The sequence below is a fragment of the Fodinibacter luteus genome, assembly GCF_039541575.1.
GTDB classification, from domain to species: Bacteria; Actinomycetota; Actinomycetes; order Actinomycetales; family Dermatophilaceae; genus Fodinibacter; species Fodinibacter luteus.
In genome coordinates, this window is the sequence record NZ_BAABGM010000024.1 from 14,575 (window position 1) to 34,472 (window position 19,898).

The window sequence follows — 19,898 nt, forward strand, 5'->3', positions numbered from 1 at the left end:
GCGTCTCGGGCCGTCACGAGGGGGCGGGACGGCAGCGTCACGGATGTACCGGGGATGAACCTAGTCCAAAGCGGGGCAGCCCAACACCCGACGCCCCGGCGGCCGGCGGGGGGCCCGTGCCCCAGACGGTCGTCGGCCTGCCAGCGAGCGCTGACAGGCCGACGACGCGTGGTGGTGTGAACCGATTGGTTCGGGGTTACCTCACTTGAGGGCGAGCGACGAGTAGTCGATCGTCCCGAAGGCGGTGATCTTCACACCGGTGACCCGGTCGGACCAACCCACGGTGGCCTTGCCGTACCAGAGCGGGACCGCGGGCATGTCGGCTGCGAGCAGCGCCTCGGCCTCCTGGTAGGTCTGGTTGGCCTGGGCGGGGTCGGTCGCGGCAGCCGCGTCGACGAGCAGCTTGTCGAACGTCGGGTTGGAGTAGTCGCCGTCGTTCGAGGAGGCGCCCGTCTTGTAGATCGGGGTGAGGAAGTTCTCGATCGACGGGTAGTCCATCTGCCAGCCGGTGCGGAACATGCCCTTCATCTTCCGGTCGCCGATCTCGCTGCGGAGGGTGGCGAAGTCGACGACACCCGTCGCGACGCACTCGACGCCCAGCGCCTGCTTGATGCTGTTGCAGGTGGCCTCGGTCCACTCCTTGTGGGCGGCGTCCGCGTTGTAGGCCAGGGTGATCTTGTCGCCCTTGAAGCCGCCGGCCTCGTCGAGGAGCGCCTTCGCCTTCGCGGCGTCGTAGACGCAGTACTCACCGCACTGGTCGGCCTTGTAGCCGTCGACGACCGGGGAGACCCAGCCGGTGGCGGGGACACGGGTGCCGTTGAAGATCTGCTTGATGATGGTCTCGCGGTCGATCGCCATCGAGATCGCCTGGCGGATCTTCGGGTCCGCGTAGTTCGGGTCGACCTTGACCGGCGCGAAGGTGACCGTCTGGATGACGCCCTCCTCCTTCTGCGCGTTGCGGTCGGGCAGGTCCGACTTGTACTTGTCGTCGATGAGCGCGCTCGCGGGGATCTCGTCGGTGACGTCGAGGTTGTTGGCGATGACGTCGTTGTAGGCCGAGTCGGCGTCCTGGTAGATCTTGTAGGTGATCTTGTCGAGCTTGGCCCCGAACTCACCGGAGTAGTCGGCGAACTTCGACAGGACCATGTTCTGCTCCTTGGTCCAGGAGTCGAGCTTGAAGGGACCCGAGCCGATCGGCTTGTCACCGAACGCCACCGGGTCGGCGAAGAACGCGTCCGGGAGGGGCGCGAACGCCGAGTAGCCGAGGCGGACGGGGAGGTTGGAGACCTTCTCGGTCGTCGTGATCGTGAAGGTGTGGTCGTCGACGATCTTGAGGCCGGACATCTCCTTGGCCGGCGGGGTGAAGCCCTCGCACGGGTCGTCCGGGTTGGCGGTGCCGGCGCACTGGAGGTCGGCGAAGCCCTCGATCGGCTCCATGAAGTAGCCGCTCGCCTGCGCGTTCGGGCCGAACGCGGCGTAGTTCCAGGTGTCGACGAAGTTCTTCGCCTTGACCTCGGTACCGTCGTGGAACTTGTAGCCCTTCTTGAGCTTGACGGTGAAGGTCTGGTTGTCGGTCGTCTCGATCGACTCGGCGATGTCGTTCTTCGGGGCAGCCGTCTCGGGTTCGTAGTGGACGAGCTTGGCGAAGACGGCGTCGATGACAGTGCCACCGCAGGTCTCGGTCGTGTTGCTCGGGACGAGCGGGTTCTCCGGGTTGCAGCCGCGGACGGTGATCTCTCCGCCCGTCTGGCCGGCTGCCGTGGTCTCGGTGTCGTCGCTGTCGCCGCTGCCACAACCGGCGGCGAGCAGTGCGACGGCAGACATTGCCGCGACCGCGACCGTGCGAGTGGTTCCTCGCATGGATGTCCTCCTACGTGAAAAAGGTGGTGTCACCACCCGTTGGTCGGGTGGTCGGTCCGTGGGCTGCACCCGATCGGGCACGGCTCTCGGTGCAGCGCCCTCCGGCGTGCGTGGTCCATGTAAGACCATGCCCGCCCCCAAAGGAAGCATTAGGTGCCGCCGAGATGGGATTGTGACCGAAGCGCGACCGGATCGTCTCCGGGCCGAAGATTCTTCGGTCGCCGGCCGCTAGGTTGGGGCGCGTGCCCGGCTACGACGACGACCTGCGACTCGCCCACGTGCTGGCGGATGCCGTCGAGCGCGTCACGACCTCCCGCTTCCGTGCCGAGGACCTGCGGGTCGAGGCCAAGCCGGACCTCACCCTCGTCAGCGACGCCGACCGGGACGCCGAGGAGCTCATCCGCGGCCAGCTCAAGCGGACCCGGCCGCGCGATGCCGTCATCGGCGAGGAGTTCGCCCCCACCGGGTCGGGCCCTCGACAGTGGGTCGTCGACCCGATCGACGGCACGCACAACTTCGTGCGGGGGGTGCCCGTGTGGGCGACGCTCATCGCGCTCGTCGACGACGGGCACCCCGTGCTCGGCCTCGTCGCCGCCCCGGCCCTCGGACGTCGCTGGTGGGCCGCGCTGGGCTCGGGTGCCTGGGCGGGGCGCAGCCTGACCTCGGCCCGGCAGATCCACGTCTCGCAGGTGGCGCGCCTCGATGACGCCTCGATCTCGTGCTCGAGCTGGACGTCGTGGGCCGCCGTCGACCGCGAGCGCCAGGTGCTCGACCTCGCCCGGTCGTGCTGGCGCGAGCGCGCCTACGGCGACTTCTGGTCGTACATGCTCCTCGCCGAGGGCGCCGTCGACATCGCCGCCGAGCCCGAGCTCGGGCTGCACGACATGGCGGCCCTCGTGCCGGTCGTCACGGAGGCGGGGGGCCGCTTCACCTCGCTCGCCGGGGTGGACGGCCCGTACGGCGGCAACGCGGTCGCGACGAACGGCCTGCTCCACGACGAGGTGCTGCGCCGCATCGGCACCGGGTGACCCCCACCATCCGGCTCAGAACAGGGCGCCCTGGTCGGCCTGCGTCGGCACGCCCTCGAGCCGCAGCAGCAGGGCCTTGCGCTCCATCCCGCCGGCGTACCCGGTGAGCGTGCCGTCGGCGCCGATGACCCGGTGGCACGGCAGGACGACCGGGATCGGGTTCGCGCCGTTGGCCGCCCCGACGGCACGGGACGCCCCCGGCGGCAGGCCGAGCCGGGCCGCGAGGGCGCCGTACGTCGTCGTCGTCCCCCACGGCACGGTCGCGAGCACCGCCCACACCCGACGCTGGAAGTCGGTGCCCCCCGGGCGCAGTGGCAGCTCGAAGACCCGCAGGTCGCCGGCGAAGTAGGCGGCGAGCTGGCGGCGCACCTCGACGAGGAGGGGCGACCCGCCGCGCTCGTGCTCCGGGGAGCCGTCGGCCGCGGCGTCGAAGCGGATCGCGACGAGCGCCCCGGCATCCTCGACGAGCTCGAGCCGGCCGACAGGCGAGGCCATGACGACCGAGCGGCTCACGAGCAGGTCCCCGAAGCCTCAGAGGGCGACCGTGGCCACCGGGGCGTCGACCCGGCCCTCGAGCGCGGGGACGACGGTCGCGGCGTCGCCGACGAGGACGACGGTCCACTCCCCCGAGGCGACGCGCCGGTAGGCGGCGTCGAGGTCGTCGCGGGTCAGCGTCGCCACCGCGCGCAGGTTGCGGGTCGTGAAGTCGAGCGGGAGGCGCTCGAGGGCGAGCGCCGCGGTCTCGTCGGCGACGGCATCCGCCGTGGCGTAGCGACCGGGTGCGGTCTTGGCGACGTAGTCGACGCCGGAGCGCAGCTCGGCGTCGGTGAAGCCCTCGCGGGCGTCGTCGAGGATGCCGAGGAGGATCTCGACGGCCTCGCCGGTGACGTCGGAGCGCACCGATCCCGAGGTGACGAACGACCCCCCGGCGACCCGTGGGCGGAAGGTCGTGCGGATGCCGTACGTGTAGCCCTTCTCCTCCCGCAGCACGGCGTCGATGCGCGCGCTCGGGGACCCGCCGAGGACGAAGGACAGCACGGGGTGCGGCGCCCACCCGTGCGGGGTCGAGCGGTCGGGACCGGGCCGGCCGACGGCGATCTCGGTCTGCACCGAGCCGGGCCGGTCGACGACGACGACCCGCGCGGCATCCGTGGCGGGCACGGGCGCCGACGGCGCGCCGGGCGGCCGGTGCGCGGGAGCCGCCCACGTGCCGAGCGTCGCCTCGAGAGCCCCGAGCGCGTCGGTGCCGGAGAGGTCGCCGGCGAGCACGGCCGTCGCGCCCTGCGGGCCGACCGCGGTGGCGTGGAACCCGACGAGGTCGTCGCGGGTCAGGGACCCGACCGACTCGGGGGTGCCCGCGGTCGGGCGGCTCGCCCGGTCGGCGGGGTCCCACATGGTGCGGGCCAGCTCCTTGGCGGCCCGGTGCCCCGAGGAGGCTCGCTCCTGCTCGATCTCGGCGATCCGGTTGCGCAGGATGCGGCGCACCTCGTCGTCGGGGAACGCCGGCTCGGCGAGCGCCTGGGTGAGCAGGTCCGCGGCGGTCGCGAGGTGGCGCTGTGGCACGTCGACGTCGACGAGGATGCCGCCGTCGGACACCCCTGCGCCGAGCACCATGCCGTGCCGCTCCATGAGCTCGGCGAACTCGTCGGCGCCGTGCCGGGCCGTCCCCTCGTCGAGGAGGCGCGCCGTCATCGCGGCGATGCCCTCCTTCCCGGAGGGCTCCGCCGACAGCGCGGTGGGCACGACGAGCCGCAGGGACAGGACGTACTGGCCCGGCAGGTCGTGGAGCAGGACGCGCAGGCCGTTGCCGAGCAGGTGCTCGGTCGGGGCGGGGAAGGCCCACGGCTGCGGCGGGGCGACGGCGGGGCGGGGCAGGCTCACGCGACCGCCTCCGCGCCGGTGCCGGCATCCGCCCCGGCATCCTCGTCGTCCGCCGTGAGGTAGGCGACGACCGCGCGGCTCTCCGGGCGCAGCCAGCGGCGCGCGGCCCGCACGACCTCGTCGGCGGTGATGCCGCGCAGCCGGTCGAGGTGGGTGTTGACGACCTCGGGGTCGCCGTGGAGGAGCAGGTGGTGGCTGATGAGGTCGGCCCGCTCCTCCTGGCTCGCGAGCGAGGAGAGCCACGAGCGTTCCGACTGGGCGAGCGAGGCCTCGAGCTCGACGTGGGTCGGGCCCTGCTCGAGGAAGGTCGACAGCTCCTCGACGAACGCCGCCTCGACCTCGTCGGCGTCGGTGCCGGGGGCCACGTCGAGCACGACGAAGCCGAGCGAGGCGCCGTCGACGAAGCCCCAGGCCGTCGCGTGCGCCCCGAGCGCGGTCTGCTCGCGCCGCACGAGGCGCCGCACGAGGCGGGAGGTCGCGAGCCCGCCGACGCAGTCGAGCGCGACGGCCGCGGCGAGGAACTCGTCGGTCTCGTCGACGGGCAGGCGGAAGGCGATGTGGAGCCGGTCGTTCGGGACGACCTCGCGCCGGTCGACGCGCACCGGGGTCGCGAGCGGCTCGAGCTGGGGGTGGTCCGGGCGCCGCTCCTGCGCGCTCGCCGGCAGGTCACCGAAGTACCGCTCGACGAGGGCGAAGCCGTCGTCGGGTGCGATGTCGCCGCACAGGGTGAGCACCGTGTTGTCGGGGCCGTAGTGCGCCCGGAAGAAGCCGTGGACGTCCTCGAGGCTGGCGGCGTCGAGGTCCTCCATCGACCCGATCGTCGGGTGGTGGTAGGGGTGCCCCTCGGGGAAGACCGCGGCGTAGACGTCGATGAGCGCGGTGCCGTACGGCTGGTTGTCGTACCGCTGCCGCTTCTCCTCCTTGACGACGTCGCGCTGGTTGTCGAGGTTCTCCTGGGTCACGGCGTCGAGGAGGTGGCCGTGCCGGTCGGCCTCGAGCCACAGCGCGAGCTCGACCGCCCCGGTGGGCACCGTCTCGAAGTAGTTCGTGCGGTCGAACCACGTCGTCGCGTTGAGGCGGCCGCCCTCGGCCATGAGCGCCTCGAAGTGCTCGCCGCTGCGCACCCCCCGCGAGCCCTGGAACATGAGGTGCTCGAAGAGGTGCGCGAACCCGGTGCGGCCGGGCGCCTCGTGCCGTGAGCCGACGCCGACCCACAGGTTGACGGTGACGTTGGGCACCGTGTGGTCGGGGCTCACGACGACACGCAGCCCGTTGGGGAGCGTCCGGCGGTGGATCGGGTAGTCCAGCGGCATGGCCGTCACCCTACGTCCAGGGCGGTCAGGCGGAGGCGCGGTGGCGATCCTCGAGCTCGGCGACCCCGCTGACCTCGCCGTCGGCGGGGTCGCTCGGAAGCGAGGGGGCCTCCCCGTCCGGCAGGACGTCCATGGCGTGCCGCCCGAACACCTGCTGCTCGGTGGCGACCCGCTCGGCGCGACCACGGCCGAGGAAGCTGACCGCCCAGTGGAGCAGGGTCGTGACGCGGTGCTTGAACCCGATGATGTAGACGAGGTGGATGGCGAGCCAGAGCAGCCAGGCGACGAACCCGGAGAAGCGCAGCCTCCCGATCGAGGCGACCGCGCTGAACCGCGAGATGGTGGCCATCGACCCCTTGTCGAAGTACTCGAAGCGCTCCTTCGGCGGTGCCCCGTCGAGGCGGCGGGTGATCTGCCCCGCCGCGAACCGGGCCCCCTGGATGGCGACCTGCGCGACCCCGGGGAGGTCGTCGAGCGCCATCATGTCGCCGACGACGTGGACCTCCGGGTGGCCGGGGACGGTGAGGTCGGGCAGCACCCTGACCCGCCCGGCGCGGTCGACCTCGGCGCCGCTCTGCTCGGCGATCTGGCGACCCAGTGGGCTCGCCTGCACGCCCGCGGCCCACACCTTGGTCAGGGCCTCGATCCGGGTCGTCGAGCCGTCCGCTTCCCGCACGGTGATGCCGGTGGCGTCGACGTCGGTCACCATCGTGCCGAGTCGCACGTCGACGCCCATCCGGGTGAGGCGCCGCCGCGCCGCCTCGCCGAGGCGCTCCCCGAACGAGGGCAGGACGGTGTCGACGGCGTCGACGAGGATGATCCGCGCCTTCGTCGGGTCGATGCGGCGGAAGTCGTTCTTCAGCGTGCGGTGCGCGAGCTCGGCGATCTGGCCGGCCATCTCGACCCCCGTGGGGCCGGCACCGACGACGACGAAGGTGAGGGCGCGCTCGGCCTCGGCCGGCGTCCTCGCGAGCTCGGCGAGCTCGAACGCCCCGAAGATCCGGCCGCGGAGCTCGAGCGCGTCGTCGATCGACTTCATCCCGGGGGCGTGGCGGGCGAAGTGGTCGTTGCCGAACCACGACTGCCCGGCCCCGGCCGCGACGAGGAGGCTGTCGTAGGGGGTGACCGTCTCCCGGCCCAGGACCTCGGAGGTCACGGTTCGGGCCTCGAGGTCGATGTGGGTCACCGTGCCGAGCACGACGCGGGCGTTCTTCTGCCGGGCGACGACCTCACGGGTGCTCGGTGCGATCTCGCCCTCCGACAGGATGCCGGTCGCGACCTGGTAGAGGAGCGGTTGGAACAGGTGGTGGGCCGTCTTCGCGACGAGGGTGATCTCGACGTCCTTGCGACGCCGGAGCGCCTGGGTGCCGAAGAGCCCTCCGAAGCCGGAACCGATGACGACGACGCGGTGGGGGGTGGTCACGGGGGGTCCAACGCGGGCCCGACCCCGGGTATGCCGGGTCCGCGCGGCGTGGTGGAGGTCACGGCGGCGACGTCGCGCAGCGCCCTGCGAGAATGGCCGTGATGCGGTCACTCCCCGACGACCCCTCGACGCTCGAGCCCGGCACGGTGCTCGCCCTCCTCGGCGCCGACCCCGACGTCGGCCTCTCCGGCGCCGAGGCCGCCCGGCGCCTGGCCGTGGTGGGCCCCAACGAGCTCGACGCCACCCCCGCGGTGCCGACGTGGCGCAAGGTGGCGCAGCAGTTCCGCGACCCGTTGGTCTACCTCCTGTTCGCGGCGATCGCCGTCTCGGTCGCTGCATGGGCGGTCGAGGGGGCCGACGGGCTGCCCGTCGATGCGGTCGTCATCGCCGTCATCGTCGTGCTCAACGCGGTCCTGGGGTTCGTGCAGCAGGCCCGGGCCGAGGATGCCGTCGCCGCCCTGCGGCGGATGAGCGCGACGGCCGCCACGGTCGTGCGTGACGGGCAGCAGGTGCGCATCCCCACGCGCGAGCTCGTGCCCGGCGACGTCCTCCTCCTCGCGGAGGGGGACACCGTTGCCGCGGACGCGCGCCTGCTGCGTGCGGCCGCGCTCACCGTCTCCGAGGCCGCCCTCACCGGTGAGAGCCAGCCGGTGCTCAAGGACCCCTCGACGCTCCCGGCGCCGGCGCCGCTCGGCGACCGGCTCCCCATGGTCTTCGACGGCACGGCCGTGGCCCAGGGCGTCGGACGCGCCGTCGTGACGGCGACGGGGATGGCGACCCAGATGGGGCAGGTGGCGCACCTCCTCCACGAGACCGTGGACACCCCGACCCCGCTCCAGGTCGAGATCGCGCGGGTGGGCCGGATGCTCGGCACCGCGGTGGTCGTCATCGCCGTCGTCGTCGTCGCGACGGTGCTCGTCTTCTTCGGTGTCGACTCGACGCAGGACGCCGTGACGACGCTGCTGCTCGGCGTCTCACTCGCCGTCGCGGCCGTCCCCGAGGGCCTGCCGGCGATCCTGTCGGTCGTCCTGGCCCTCGGCGTGCAGCGGATGGCCACGCACCAGGCGGTCGTCAAGCGCCTGTCCTCCGTCGAGACGCTCGGGTCCGCCTCGGTCATCTGCACCGACAAGACGGGGACCCTCACCCGGGGCGAGATGACGATCGGCCGCGTCGTGACCGCGGCCGGCGAGGTCGTCGTCGCGGGCGCGGGGTACCGGCCGGAGGGGACCCTCGAGCACGACGGCGTCCCGCTCGAGCCCGGCAGTGCGGTGTGGCGCCAGACCGCTCTCGTCGTGGGTGGGGGCAGCCTGACCAACGACGCGGTGCTGCGCCAGGAGGCCGACGGCGGGTGGGCCGTGCAGGGCGACCCCACCGAGGCCGCCTTCCTCGTCGCCGAGGTCAAGCTCGGCACGCGGGCGCTGCGCGAGGGACGGTTCCACCGGGTCGGCGAGATCCCGTTCACCTCGGAGCGGCGGCTCATGACGAGCCTCGCGGCCGACGCGGACCGCGCCGGTCGGATCGCGGTCGTCACCAAGGGCGCGCCCGACGTGCTCCTCGAGCGCTGTACCCACGTGCAGGTCGGCGACAGCGTCGAGCCGCTCGACGAGGGCTGGCGCGCGAGGATCCTCGCCGACGTCGAGCGCCTGTCCGACGAGGCGTTCCGTACCCTCGCCGTCGCCTACCGTCCGCTCGCGGTGACCGACCCGCCCCCCGTGGACGAGTCCCTCGAGCACGGGCTCGTCTACACCGGGATGGTCGGCATCATCGACCCGCCGCGCGAGGAGGCGGCCACCGCCATCCGCGAGGCCCACCGCGCCGGCGTGCGGGTCGTCATGATCACCGGCGACCATCCCCGCACCGCCGCCCGGATCGCCCGGGACCTCGGCATCGCGCCCGACGAGCCGGTGGCCGTCACCGGCGCCGAGCTCGACGCCCTCGACGAGGACGGCTTCCGCGCGACGGTGCGGCGCAGGTCGGTGTACGCCCGGGTCGCCCCGCAGCACAAGCTGCGGATCGTCGGCGCACTCCAGGCCGACCGGGCGATCGTCGCCATGACCGGGGACGGGGTCAACGACGCCCCGGCGCTCAAGGCCGCGGCCATCGGGATCGCCATGGGCCGCACCGGGACCGAGGTGACGAAGGAGGCGGCGGACATGATCCTCGCCGACGACGACTTCGCGACGATCGTGCGGGCGGTGCGCGAGGGGCGCGGCATCTTCCTCAACATCAGGAAGTTCCTGCGCTACCTGCTCTCCTCGAACATGGGCGAGGTGCTCACCGTCTTCCTCGGCGTCGTCCTCAGCGGGGTCATCGGGCTCACCCACGGGGACGGCGACCTCGTCCTGCCCCTCCTGGCCACCCAGATCCTGTGGATCAACCTCCTCACCGACAGCGCCCCCGCGCTGGCGATGGGGATGGACGCCGAGACCGACGACGTCATGGGCCGTCCGCCGCGGGCGCCGACCGACCGGGTCATCGACGCGCGCATGTGGCGAGGCGTGCTCCTGATCGGACTCGTCATGGCCGGGGCCACCCTGACGACCCTCGACCTCCACCTGCCCGGCGGCCTGCTCGAGGGCACCCAGTCCCTCGACACCGCCCGGACGGCCGCCTTCACCGTGCTCGTCCTCGCCCAGCTGTTCAACGCGCTGAGCTCACGGTCGGAGACGTCGTCGGCGGGGCACCGGCTGTTCGTCAACGGGTGGCTGTGGCTGGCGCTCGCCGGGTCGGCGTTGCTCCAGGTCGCGGTCGTCCACCTTCCCGTGCTCAACGAGGCGTTCTCGACGACGCCGCTCACGGGGTCGCAGTGGCTCCTCTGCGTCCTCATGGCGAGCACCGTGCTGTGGGCCGCCGAGCTGCGCAAGGTCGCCCTGCGCGCCGCGGCCCGGGGCGCGAGCCGTCGTGGGAGTCCGGTGGATGCCGCGCCGGGTATCGCCCTCCGCGGATGATGCCGCGGGCCCCGGCGGGGCGGTGTGCTGGTGCCGTCAGCTCCATCTCCGCCGGGCGGGTCACATCCCGCCGCTTCAATGACCGGGAGGCCACATGTGTCGATGGCTCGCCTACTCGGGTTCGCCGGTGCTGCTCGAGGACCTGCTCTACAAGCCCAAGAACTCGCTGGTGGTCCAGGGGCAGCACTCGCGCCTGGGGGCGACGACCACCAACGGTGACGGCTTCGGCGTCGGCTGGTACGGCGCCGTCGAGACCCCAGGCCTGTTCCGGAGCACCGACCCGGTGTGGAACGACCGCAACCTGCGTGAGCTGTGCGCCCACGCCAGCGCGGGTCGGGTGTTCGCGCACATCCGGGCCTCGACGGGCTCCGCGGTGCAGCAGACGAACTGCCACCCCTTCCGCCACGGTCGCTGGCTGTGGATGCACAACGGGGTCCTGGCCGGCTTCCGGGAGATGAAGCGCGAGCTGGCGATGGCGGTGGACCCGGAGCTCTTCCCGGACATCGAGGGGTCCACCGACTCGGAGATGTTCTTCTTCCTCGCCATGACGTTCGGCCTCAAGGACGATGCCCGGGCGGGGGTGGCCCGGGCGGTGGGCCTCGTCGAGGAGGTCGCGGGAAGGCACGGGATCGAGTACCCCGTGCAGATGACCGTCGCCACCACGGACGGAGACACGACCTGGGCGTTCCGCTACTCCAGCGAGGGACGCTCCCGCTCGCTCTACCAGAGCACCGACGTCTCCACCCTGCGCGAGCAGTACCCGGACCACCCGGCGCTGCACGAGCTGAGCGACGACGCCCGGCTCGTGGTGTCGGAGCCGCTCGGTGACCTGCGCGGCGCGTGGCGCGAGGTGCCGGAAGCGTCCAGCGTCATCGTGCACGGCGGCGAGGACGAGGTGCGTCCGTTCGCACCCGTGCTGCCCTGAGCGGCCGCCCCCGCGGAGACGGGAAGGGCCCCCGACCCGCACCGGTGGGTGCGGGTACGGGGGCCCTTGTCGTAGCGGGGGCAGGATTTGAACCTGCGACCTCCGGGTTATGAGCCCGGCGAGCTACCGAGCTGCTCCACCCCGCGTCGAGTGAGTCACGTCTCCGAAGAGCCGCGCTCGGTGAACACGACAGTACGTGACGGACCCCGCCGCGGCCAAATCGGCGGTCGCTCCCGGCATCCCGAGGCGTCAGCCCGACGGCGACGCGGTGGGGGACGGTGCCGCCGACCCGGTCGGTGACGGGCCGGGCGAGGGCGTCACCGAGCCCGGGTCGAGCTGCGGGGCGAGGGCGGTGGCCCGGCGGATCGCCGCGTCGAGCCGCTTCTGGGCCTGGTCGTAGGCGGTGAAGTCGCCGGTCTTGAGCGCCTCCTGGCCCGCCGTGTAGGCCGCGGAGATCTCGGCGAGCGCGGCCGCCAGCTGGGAGGCCGCCGACCCGGTGGGCTCGCTCGGCTCGCCCGGCTCGCTCGGCGTCCCCGGATCGGTCGGCTCCTCGCTGCCGTCGCCCTGGCCGAAGAGCCCGCTCACGGCCTGCTCGAGCGTGTCGCCCCACGCGACGGTCGTGCCGTACACCGCGACGGTGATCTTGTTCTGGGGGAACGAGCCCGAGCCGGCGGCCGCCTGGACGTAGATCGGCTGCACGTAGAACATCCGGCCCTCGAGCGGGAAGGAGAGCAGGTTGCCGAAGGTCAGCGTCTTGCCGCCGCCGGAGTTGTTCGTGATGTACTGCGCGAGCGACAGCTGCTCGGCGGAGTTCTGGGAGCGCACCGGCGAGTTCTGGATCTGGTTGAGCACCTGCCCCGGGCCCGCGGGCGTCGTGGAGCCGTACTCGAGCAGCCGCAGGGAGCCGTAGTCCTCGGCGGGCCGCCCCTTCTCCGACCCCGCGTCGGCGTCGACGGCGAGCAGCCCACGCAGGATCTCCCGGCCGGCCTCGTTGTTGCTCGCGGGAACGAAGGGGGTCGTGATCGAGAACGCCGCCTCGTCCTCCCCCGGCATCGCGATCGACTGGAACACGACCGGCTGGTCCTGGGCGGTCTGGGCCGGGTCGCGCGGGACGCGCCACTTGTCGGAGTTGGAGTAGAAGTCGCCCGGGTTCGTCACGTGGTACTCGTTGAGCAGCTCGCGCTGCACCTTGACGAGGTCCTGCGGGTAGCGGATGTGGGCCATGAGCTCGCCGGAGATGTCCGACAGCGGACGCACCGAGCCGGGGAAGGCCTTGCTCCACGCCTTGAGCATCGGGTCCTTGGTGTCCCAGCCGTAGAGCCGGACGCTGCCGTCGTAGGCGTCGACCGTCGCCTTGACGGCGTTGCGCACGTAGTTGACCTGACCGGCCCCGACCGTGACGACGTTGGAGCGCTGCGTCACCGAGTCGGACGTGGCGTCGGCGAGCTCGATGAGGCGGCTGTTGGGGTAGCTCGCCGACGTCGTGAAGCCGTCGACGATCCACTGGACGCGGCCCTCGACGACGGCCGGGTACACGTTGCCGTCGAGGCGCAGCCACGGCGCCACGCGCTCGACGCGCTCGGTCGGGGACCGGTGGTCGAGCAGGCGCGACGAGCCGTTGACGGCATCCGAGAGGAGGAAGTTCGCCTCGCGGTACTTGATCGCGTAGGCGGTGCGACGCAGCAGCGAGCCGATCTCGACGCCGCCCTCGCCGGTGTACGTGTTGTTGACCGCGACGTCGCCGTCGCCCCCGGCGGGGAAGTCGAACTCGCGCGGAGAGGCGCCCTCGGGCGCCCCGACGACGGAGTAGGTCGGCGAGAGCTCGCCGAAGTAGATCCGCGGCTCGTACTCGCCGAGCGCGGTGCGCCCGCCCCCCTCGAAGAAGACCGGGTCGCCCTCGGCGGTGCGCTGGTTGCCGTACGCGGCGTAGAAGCCGTAGCCGTGCGTGTAGACCGTGTGGTCGTTGAGCCAGTTGCGCTGGTTGTCGGGCAGGCCGTCCAGGTTGATCTCGCGCACGGCGACGACGGCGTCGCGGGTCTGTCCGTCGATGGTGTAGCGGTCGACGTCGAGGGTGTCGGGGAAGGCGTAGTAGTCGCGCTGGCCCTCGAGCTGGCGGAACGTCGGGGCGACGACGTTGGGGTCGATGACGCGCACCCCGGGGATGTCGTTGGCCGCGGCGCGCAGGATGTCCTTGTCCTCGGCCTCGTCGGGCGGGGGGTTCTGGATCCGCTTGACCCGGTCGAGCCCGAAGGCCGTGCGGGTGGCCGTGATGTTCCGTTCGATGTAGGGCGCCTCGAGGGACTTCTGGGAGGGGTTGACCTTCAGGCTCTGGATGAGCGCCGGGTAGGCGCCCCCGGCCACGACGGCCGTGACGACGAGCAGCGCGACGCCGGTGAGCGGCAGACGCCAGCTGCGGCTCCAGATCGCTGCGAGGAAGAACGCAGCGCACATGAGCGCGGCGACCGCGAGGATCGCCTTCGTCGGCAGGACCGCGTTGTCGTCGGTGTACGTGATGCCGGTGAGCAGCGACCCCTTCTGGGTCGCGAGGGTGTACCGGTCGAGCCAGTAGGACGCGGCCCGGGTCAGCGCGATGAGGGCGCCGAGGACGCCGAGGTGGACGTACGCGGCCCGCGTCGTCGGCCCCCGGCCCGGCAGCTGCAGGCCGCCGTAGACGTAGTGGGTGAACGCGCCCGCGACGAACGCGAGCACGAGGACGACGGTCACGAAGCTGACGAGGAAGCGCAGCCACGGCAGCGTGAAGACGAAGAAGCCGACGTCCATCCCGAACTGCGGGTCGAGGGCGCCGAAGGGCTCCCGGTTGGCCCAGAGCAGGAAGGTCCGCCAGGCCCCCATCGACCCGGACCCGGCGAGCAGGCCGAGGACGACCGGGATGACCCACACGGCCACCCGCCGCAGCGGCTCGATGGCCTGGCGGTACTGCTCGAGCACCTGCTGCGCGGGGGTGACGGGGATGTACAGCGGACGGGTCCGGTACGCCGCGACGAGGCTCGCGGCGACCGCCCCACCCGTGAGGAGGGCGGCCGCGACGAAGATGCCGAGCTTGGCGGTGAGCTCCTTGACGAAGACCCCGCGAAAGCCCACCGAGTCGTACCACCAGACGTCGGTCAGGACGTCGGCGACGATCCCCCCGAGGATGACGAGCCCGAGCATGACGAGCAGCGTCGTGCCGAGCGGCCCCCTCCGCCGCCTACGGACGGCGGGTCCGGAGGGGCCGCCCGGCCCCCCGTCCGGCCCTTCCGGGCGTGGCGAACCGTCACCGGGACCCATGGGTCCGTCGAACCACTCCGAGCGACTCACTGCTCTCCTCGTCCGTCGGCGGGGACAACCCCCGCGTCGACCGTGACGACAACGTACATGGGCCGTCTGGACGTTCCATCAGGCACCATGGTCCGGTGGACGACACCCCGCGGCCCGTGACCGACCCGCTCACCCTCGCGGCCCTCGACACCGAGCGGCACGTGGCGCGCTCGGGGTGGGACCAGCCGGTGCGCCTCTTCGCCCTCGTCCCGACCGCCGACCTCCTCGCTCGCGAGCCCCAGCTGGCCGAGGGGCTCGCCACCCACGACGCCGTCGCGGGCGCGCTGAGCGCCGTCGAGCAGGAGGACCTCCCGTCGGGCCCGGGCCTCGAGGACCTCCTCGCGCGGATCGCCTGGCCCGAGCAGGTCGCCGGGTGCGCGGTCGCCGTGGAGCGGATCGTCGTCCCACCGGAGGCCGAGCGCGACCTGCCCCACGACGACGAGGCGGCGCTGCGGGCCGTCGCCGACCACCCCGACCGGGCCGACGTGCGGTTGCTCGTCGCGGTGACCCGCGACGGCTCGGCCCGCTGCCTGCTGCGGCAGCGGGCCCATGACAGCGACGACCGGGTCGCCCTCGGCGACGACATCGCACCGGGCCTCGTGCACGCCCTGCGGGCGACCTTCGGCCCGGACTGACGGTCCGGCCTCAGCCGCAGCCGGGCAGCGCCTCGACGTCGCCCGCCGCGATGTCGCGCACGGCGTCGAGGCCGTCGTCGAACGTCGCGACCCGCACGACCCGCAGCCCGTCGGGCACGGCGCCGACGACCTCGGCGCAGTTCTCGGCCGGGGCGAGGAAGTAGCCGGCCCCGGCCTGCCGCGCGCCGACGAGCTTCTGCCGGATGCCGCCGATCGGGCCGACGGTTCCGTCGTCCTCGATCGTGCCGGTGCCGGCGATGCTCTCACCCCCCGTGAGCTCACCGGGTGTGAGCACGTCGTAGATCGCGAGGCTGAACATGAGCCCGGCCGAGGGTCCCCCGACGCTGCCGGTGCGCAGGGTGACGTCGACCGGCAGGTCGTAGTCGAGCCTCAGGCCGACGCCGATGACCGTCTGGCCCTCGGACTCCCCCGCCCGCGCGGTGACGGTGCGCTCGGCGCCGTCGCGCCGCACGACGACCGGGAAGGTGTCACCCGGCTCGTGCCGACGCACGGCGGTGCGCACGGCATCCGCGGAGGTGGCGGGGTCGCCGTCGACCGAGACGAGGACGTCGTCGACCTCGAGGATGCCGTTCGACGGGCCGTCGTCCGCGACCCCGGCGACGACGACGGTCTGGTCGACGTCGCGACCCAGGGCGCGCAGGGCGGTGGCCGTGGCCACGCTCTGCGACCCGGCCATCTCCGCGGCGCCCTCCTCCTGGACCTCCTGCTTGCTCGACTCGGGCGGGAAGACCTGGTCGACCGGCAGCACCTCCTCGTCGTCGGACAGCCAGGCGCGGGCGAGGTCGTAGACGGTGACGGTGACCCCCGGCCCCCCGTCGACGCTCACCGTGGTGAAGTCGAGGGAGCCGCTCGTGGGGTACGTCGTCGCCCCCTCGACGGCCAGGAGGGGCTTGCCGTCGGCCTCGCCGAGGATGTTCGTCGCCGGACCGGGCGACATGACGACGTACGGCACACCGACGAAGGTCAGGGCAGCGGCCAGGGCGATCGCGACGAAGGTGACGGTGAGCAGGGCGGCCGGCACGAGCCCCGGCCGCCCGGGGCCCTGGCCCGGACCGCGGCCGCGCCAGCGGACCGGGCCACCCCCGGGGCCGGCCGGGTGGCCGGGAGGACCTGCAGCCCCGCCCGGGAGCACGTCGTGGGACGGGTGGCTCACGGCAGGCCCACCCACTCGGTGGAGCCGTCGCCGAGGCGCTGGTGCTTCCAGATCGGCGTCTGGGACTTCAGCGTGTCGATGAGGTCGCGGCAGGCGTCGAAGGCCTGCCCGCGGTGCGGCGCCGCGGCAGCGACGACGACGGCGAGGTCGCCGACCCGCAGCGCGCCCGTGCGGTGCACCGCCGCAACCCGCACCGCCTGGGACCGACCGGCCACGACCTCGCAGACCCGCCCCATCGTGTCGAGCGCGCTCGGGTGCGCCTCGTAGTCGAGGGCGGACACCGCGTCACCGTGGTCGTGGTCGCGCACGACACCGACGAACACCGCGATGCCGCCGCAGGTCGGGTGCCGCACGGCGTGCAGCGCCTCGTCGACGGACAGCGGCTCGTCGCGCAGCGCGACGAGTGCGACCGCGTCGTGGTCGGTCGTCATGGAGCTCCTCGGCGGGCGACCGGGCGGAACCTTCCGGCCCGGATCGTGGTTGGCTTGTCTCGAGACGACATCCTCTCACCCCATCCCGAGGAGCCCGGCGTGACCGATCCTGACGACGACGACGCACCCGGGCTGCCCCCGGAGATCGAGAAGCTCCTGCGCGGGCTCACCGGTGGCGAGCTCGACCCGCAGCTCGCGTCGATGATGCAGGGGATGGGCCTGGACAAGGTCGACCCCCAGATGCTCGCCATGGTCATGGGCCAGGTCCAGGCCATGTTCGCGGCTCCGGAGAGCGACACCGCCGTCAACGCCGTGCTCGCCACCGACATCGCCCGCAAGACGGTCGCCGCCGGCGGCGACGAGATCGTGGGCGAGACCGACCGGCGCGCCGCGGCGGAGGCCGTGCAGGTCGCCGGCCTGTGGCTCGACGCCGTCACCGACCTCACCGAGCCCGGGCTGACCGGGGTGGCGTGGAGCCGCGCCGAGTGGGTCGAGGCGACGATGCCGGTCTGGACCGACCTCGTCGAGCCGGTCGCGGCCGCGGTGACCGACGCAGTGGGCACCGCCCTCACCGCGCAGCTCGGCCAGCTCGGCGACCTCGGCGACACCGGGCTGCCCCCCGGGATGCTCGACCAGGCCGCGCCGATGCTGCGCCGGATGCACGGGTCGATGTTCTCGATGCAGCTCGGCCAGGGCACCGGGACGCTCGCGGCGGAGGTGCTCACCGGGTGCGAGGTGTCGCTGCCGCTCGTCCCGGCGCCGACCGTCGCGCTGCTGCCCGCCGCGCTGCGCGAGCTCGCACAGGGCCTCGAGGTCGACGAGCCGCAGGCCAGGCTCTACCTCGCGGTGCGCGAGGTGGCCCGGGTCCGCCTGTTCGGCGCCGTCCCGTGGCTGGCCCCGGCGCTGCTCGCGGCGGTGCGCGACTACGCCGCCGACATCAGCATCGACATGGCCGGCATCGAGGAGGCCGTCCGCTCGATCGACCCCGCCGACCCCGAGGCCGTGCAGCAGGCCCTCCAGGGCCGGATGTTCGCCCCCCAGCACTCCCCCGCCCAGCGGGCCGCCCTCGCCCGGCTCGAGACCCTGCTCGCCCTCGTCGAGGGGTGGGTCGACGTCGTCACCGAGCGGGCGACGCGAGACCACCTGCCCCAGGCCGACGCGCTCGGAGAGGCCGTGCGCCGGCGCCGGGCCACGGGCGGGCCGGCCGAGAAGGCGTTCGGCGCCCTCGTCGGTCTCGAGCTGCGGCCGCGCCGGCTGCGGGACGCGGCGAACCTGTTCGCCGCGCTCGAGGACTCCGGCGGCCCCGCGTCGCGGGACGCGGCGTGGCGCCACCCCGACCTCGCGCCGGGGACCTCCGACCTCGACGACCCCCTCGGCTACGTCGAGCGCTCGGCCCGGCCCGAGACCGACGCCATGGATGTCGAGCTCGACCGCCTCCTGCGGGGCGAGGACGACGCGTGATCGGTGCCGCCCCGCGGCTGGGAGGCGGTGACCCGGTCGCCGACCCGGCCGTCGCCGCCGCGCACCGCCACCTCCACGAGGATGCCGTCGCGGTGCTCACGGCGTGGACCGCGCCGGACGCCGGCCAGGACCGGCTGCGCCGCGACCACCTCGCCCACCTCCTCCGGCACCCGGACGGTGTGGCGAAGGACGGCCCGCCGGCGCACCTCACCGCGTCGTGCCTCGTGCTCGACCACGCCGGGGAGCGCGTCCTCCTCACCCTGCACCGGCGCGCCGGTGCCTGGTTCCAGCTCGGCGGGCACCTCGAGGCCGCCGACCGCTCGCTGTGGGCCGCCGCGCGGCGCGAGGCACGCGAGGAGTCGGGCCTCGACGCGCTCGAGCCGCTCCCCCGCCCCGTGCAGCTCGACCGGCACGAGCTCGTCGGGTCCTTCGGTCGTTGCCGGGAGCACCTCGACGTGCGGTACGCCGCGCTCGCCCCGGCCGGCGCGCGCCCGCGGGTGAGCGCGGAGTCGCACGCCGTCGCCTGGTGGCCGGTCGACGCGCTCCCCGAGGGAACCCGCGACGAGCTGGCACCGCTCGTGTCACTCGCCCGCGACGCCCTCGACCTCGTCTGACAGGGGCAGCCCCTCCGCATGGGCCAGGCCGTCGAGGAAGCCCCGGGCCCGCTCGAGGCGCGGGTACGACGCGAGGAGGCGCCAGAAGGCCGGGCCGTGCGCCGGCACGAGCAGGTGGGCGAGCTCGTGGAGCAGCACGTAGTCGAGGACGTGGTCCGGCACGTCGCGCAGCCGGTCCGACACCCGGATGGTCCCCTCGGCGGGGGTGCACGAGGCCCACCGTCGGCCCATCGTCGAGACCCACCGCACGCTCGTCGGCCGGGCGTGCCCGCCGAGGTACCGCCTCGACAGCTGGGCGGCCCGCGCGGCGAGCTGCTCGTCGCCGGACTCCCGGCGCCGGTCTCCGGCCGAGAGCCGGGCCAGCATCCGCTCGACCCAGTGCGCCTCCTCCTCGGCGCTGAAGGTCGCCGGGATGAGCACGACGGTGCGCCCGCCGTCGCGGTACGCGCTCACCGTGCGGCGCCGGCGTCGGCTCCGCCGGACCTCGACGCCCTCCCTGCTCACAGGCACGAGGGTAGGCCGTGTGGCGCTGCTGGTGCCGATGGTGCCCATGGGGCGCCCGATGCGCCGGACGGCGCGGCGGCCCAGCGCGTCACGGGCTCCGGCCGCACCGGCGTGGCTAGGGTTGGGCCGTCCAGGCCGCCCCGCGGCGGCAACACCGGATCGACGCGGCGCAGCAGCCGGGGGTCGACGACAAGGAGAGCATTCATGGCTGACGAGACCTACAAGGGCGAGTTCTACTGCGTGAAGTGCAAGGAGAAGCGCGAGGCCGAGGGGAAGGTCGTCGTCTCCGAGAACGGCCGTCGGATGGCCAAGGGCCAGTGCCCCGTCTGCGGCACGAACCTCAACCGCATCCTCGGCAAGGCCTGAGCCCGGGTCTCGAACGA

The 19,898-nt window shown here is 73.3% G+C and carries 16 protein-coding genes and 1 tRNA gene; 7 read left to right on the forward strand and 10 right to left on the reverse strand.

The window, feature by feature from the left end; genetic code table 11:
- Positions 1-201: 201 nt before the first annotated feature.
- On the reverse strand, positions 202-1,860 hold the full coding sequence (locus ABD899_RS16255) for a peptide ABC transporter substrate-binding protein (protein ID WP_345207904.1): 1,659 nt from the start codon (positions 1,858-1,860) through the stop codon (positions 202-204).
- A gap of 242 nt (positions 1,861-2,102) precedes the next feature.
- Here ABD899_RS16255 and hisN point away from each other — a divergent pair, with 242 nt between their 5' ends.
- Positions 2,103-2,888, forward strand: coding sequence for a histidinol-phosphatase (gene hisN / locus ABD899_RS16260; RefSeq protein ID WP_345207906.1), 786 nt, complete (start codon positions 2,103-2,105; stop codon positions 2,886-2,888).
- Positions 2,889-2,903: 15 nt separating this feature from the next.
- On the opposite strand, the gene ABD899_RS16265 is transcribed toward hisN, so the two are convergent.
- Genes ABD899_RS16265 through ABD899_RS16280 form a run of 4 tightly spaced genes read right to left on the reverse strand, consistent with a single transcriptional unit; the run spans position 2,904 to position 7,505 of the window.
- The gene (locus ABD899_RS16265; RefSeq protein ID WP_425474984.1) at positions 2,904-3,401 is read right to left on the reverse strand and encodes a methylated-DNA--[protein]-cysteine S-methyltransferase; all 498 of its coding nucleotides are present in this window, start codon (positions 3,399-3,401) and stop codon (positions 2,904-2,906) included.
- An 18-nt stretch (positions 3,402-3,419) separates the two neighbouring features.
- The gene (locus ABD899_RS16270) at positions 3,420-4,769 is read right to left on the reverse strand and encodes a M16 family metallopeptidase (protein ID WP_345207908.1); all 1,350 of its coding nucleotides are present in this window, start codon (positions 4,767-4,769) and stop codon (positions 3,420-3,422) included.
- Positions 4,766-6,082 carry a M16 family metallopeptidase gene (locus tag ABD899_RS16275; protein WP_345207910.1) on the reverse strand — a complete coding sequence of 439 codons (1,317 nt, stop codon included), beginning with the start codon at positions 6,080-6,082 and terminating at the stop codon, positions 4,766-4,768. Before ABD899_RS16275 ends, ABD899_RS16270 begins: the two co-directional genes overlap by 4 nt.
- 25 nt (positions 6,083-6,107) lie before the next feature.
- Complete coding sequence (locus ABD899_RS16280; RefSeq protein ID WP_345207912.1) at positions 6,108-7,505, reverse strand: NAD(P)/FAD-dependent oxidoreductase; 1,398 nt, start codon at positions 7,503-7,505, stop codon at positions 6,108-6,110.
- Positions 7,506-7,606: 101 nt separating this feature from the next.
- Here ABD899_RS16280 and ABD899_RS16285 point away from each other — a divergent pair, with 101 nt between their 5' ends.
- Together ABD899_RS16285 and ABD899_RS16290 are read left to right on the forward strand one after the other, a co-directional pair.
- Positions 7,607-10,453 carry a cation-translocating P-type ATPase gene (locus ABD899_RS16285; protein WP_345207914.1) on the forward strand — a complete coding sequence of 949 codons (2,847 nt, stop codon included), beginning with the start codon at positions 7,607-7,609 and terminating at the stop codon, positions 10,451-10,453.
- A 94-nt stretch (positions 10,454-10,547) separates the two neighbouring features.
- Positions 10,548-11,378, forward strand: a complete 831-nt coding sequence (locus ABD899_RS16290) for a class II glutamine amidotransferase (protein WP_345207916.1) — start codon at positions 10,548-10,550, stop codon at positions 11,376-11,378.
- Positions 11,379-11,450: 72 nt separating this feature from the next.
- Here the strand turns inward: ABD899_RS16290 and ABD899_RS16295 are convergent.
- Positions 11,451-11,524, reverse strand: a tRNA-Met gene (locus tag ABD899_RS16295).
- Between the two features lie 103 nt (positions 11,525-11,627).
- Positions 11,628-14,666: a UPF0182 family membrane protein gene (locus tag ABD899_RS16300; RefSeq protein ID WP_425474988.1), complete on the reverse strand. Its 3,039-nt coding sequence runs from the start codon at positions 14,664-14,666 to the stop codon at positions 11,628-11,630.
- A gap of 125 nt (positions 14,667-14,791) precedes the next feature.
- On the opposite strand from ABD899_RS16300, the gene ABD899_RS16305 reads away from it, so the two are divergent.
- Positions 14,792-15,331, forward strand: a complete 540-nt coding sequence (locus ABD899_RS16305; protein WP_345207920.1) for a PPA1309 family protein — start codon at positions 14,792-14,794, stop codon at positions 15,329-15,331.
- 10 nt (positions 15,332-15,341) lie between these two features.
- On the opposite strand, the gene ABD899_RS16310 is transcribed toward ABD899_RS16305, so the two are convergent.
- Together ABD899_RS16310 and ABD899_RS16315 are read right to left on the reverse strand one after the other, a co-directional pair.
- On the reverse strand, positions 15,342-16,505 hold the full coding sequence (locus ABD899_RS16310) for a YlbL family protein (protein WP_345207922.1): 1,164 nt from the start codon (positions 16,503-16,505) through the stop codon (positions 15,342-15,344).
- Positions 16,502-16,936 carry a molybdenum cofactor biosynthesis protein MoaE gene (locus ABD899_RS16315; protein WP_345207924.1) on the reverse strand — a complete coding sequence of 145 codons (435 nt, stop codon included), beginning with the start codon at positions 16,934-16,936 and terminating at the stop codon, positions 16,502-16,504. Before ABD899_RS16315 ends, ABD899_RS16310 begins: the two co-directional genes overlap by 4 nt.
- 99 nt (positions 16,937-17,035) lie before the next feature.
- Between ABD899_RS16315 and ABD899_RS16320 the strand changes: the two genes are divergently transcribed.
- On the forward strand, positions 17,036-18,397 hold the full coding sequence (locus tag ABD899_RS16320) for a zinc-dependent metalloprotease (RefSeq protein ID WP_345207926.1): 1,362 nt from the start codon (positions 17,036-17,038) through the stop codon (positions 18,395-18,397).
- Positions 18,394-19,011, forward strand: coding sequence for an NUDIX domain-containing protein (locus tag ABD899_RS16325; RefSeq protein WP_345207928.1), 618 nt, complete (start codon positions 18,394-18,396; stop codon positions 19,009-19,011). The genes ABD899_RS16320 and ABD899_RS16325 overlap by 4 nt, the downstream gene beginning before the upstream one ends.
- On the opposite strand, the gene ABD899_RS16330 is transcribed toward ABD899_RS16325, so the two are convergent.
- A complete protein-coding gene (locus ABD899_RS16330) occupies positions 18,979-19,515 on the reverse strand; it encodes a M48 metallopeptidase family protein (protein WP_345207930.1) in 537 nt (178 codons plus the stop codon). The two genes, ABD899_RS16325 and ABD899_RS16330, sit on opposite strands and share 33 nt — an antisense overlap.
- A gap of 204 nt (positions 19,516-19,719) precedes the next feature.
- Between ABD899_RS16330 and ABD899_RS16335 the strand changes: the two genes are divergently transcribed.
- Positions 19,720-19,881, forward strand: a complete 162-nt coding sequence (locus ABD899_RS16335; protein WP_013493366.1) for a DUF5679 domain-containing protein — start codon at positions 19,720-19,722, stop codon at positions 19,879-19,881.
- Positions 19,882-19,898 lie beyond the last annotated feature (17 nt).

Excerpts from the sequence above, each read along its gene's own strand:
- ABD899_RS16255 (WP_345207904.1), bottom strand. The coding sequence starts at position 1,860 with ATGCGAGGAACCACTCGCACGGTCGCGGTCGCGGCAATGTCTGCCGTC.
- ABD899_RS16275 (WP_345207910.1), bottom strand. The coding sequence starts at position 6,082 with ATGCCGCTGGACTACCCGATCCACCGCCGGACGCTCCCCAACGGGCTG.
- ABD899_RS16285 (WP_345207914.1), top strand. The coding sequence starts at position 7,607 with ATGCGGTCACTCCCCGACGACCCCTCGACGCTCGAGCCCGGCACGGTG.
- ABD899_RS16290 (WP_345207916.1), top strand. The coding sequence starts at position 10,548 with ATGTGTCGATGGCTCGCCTACTCGGGTTCGCCGGTGCTGCTCGAGGAC.
- ABD899_RS16300 (WP_425474988.1), bottom strand. The coding sequence starts at position 14,666 with ATGGGTCCCGGTGACGGTTCGCCACGCCCGGAAGGGCCGGACGGGGGG.
- ABD899_RS16315 (WP_345207924.1), bottom strand. The coding sequence starts at position 16,936 with ATGACGACCGACCACGACGCGGTCGCACTCGTCGCGCTGCGCGACGAG.
- ABD899_RS16335 (WP_013493366.1), top strand. The coding sequence starts at position 19,720 with ATGGCTGACGAGACCTACAAGGGCGAGTTCTACTGCGTGAAGTGCAAG.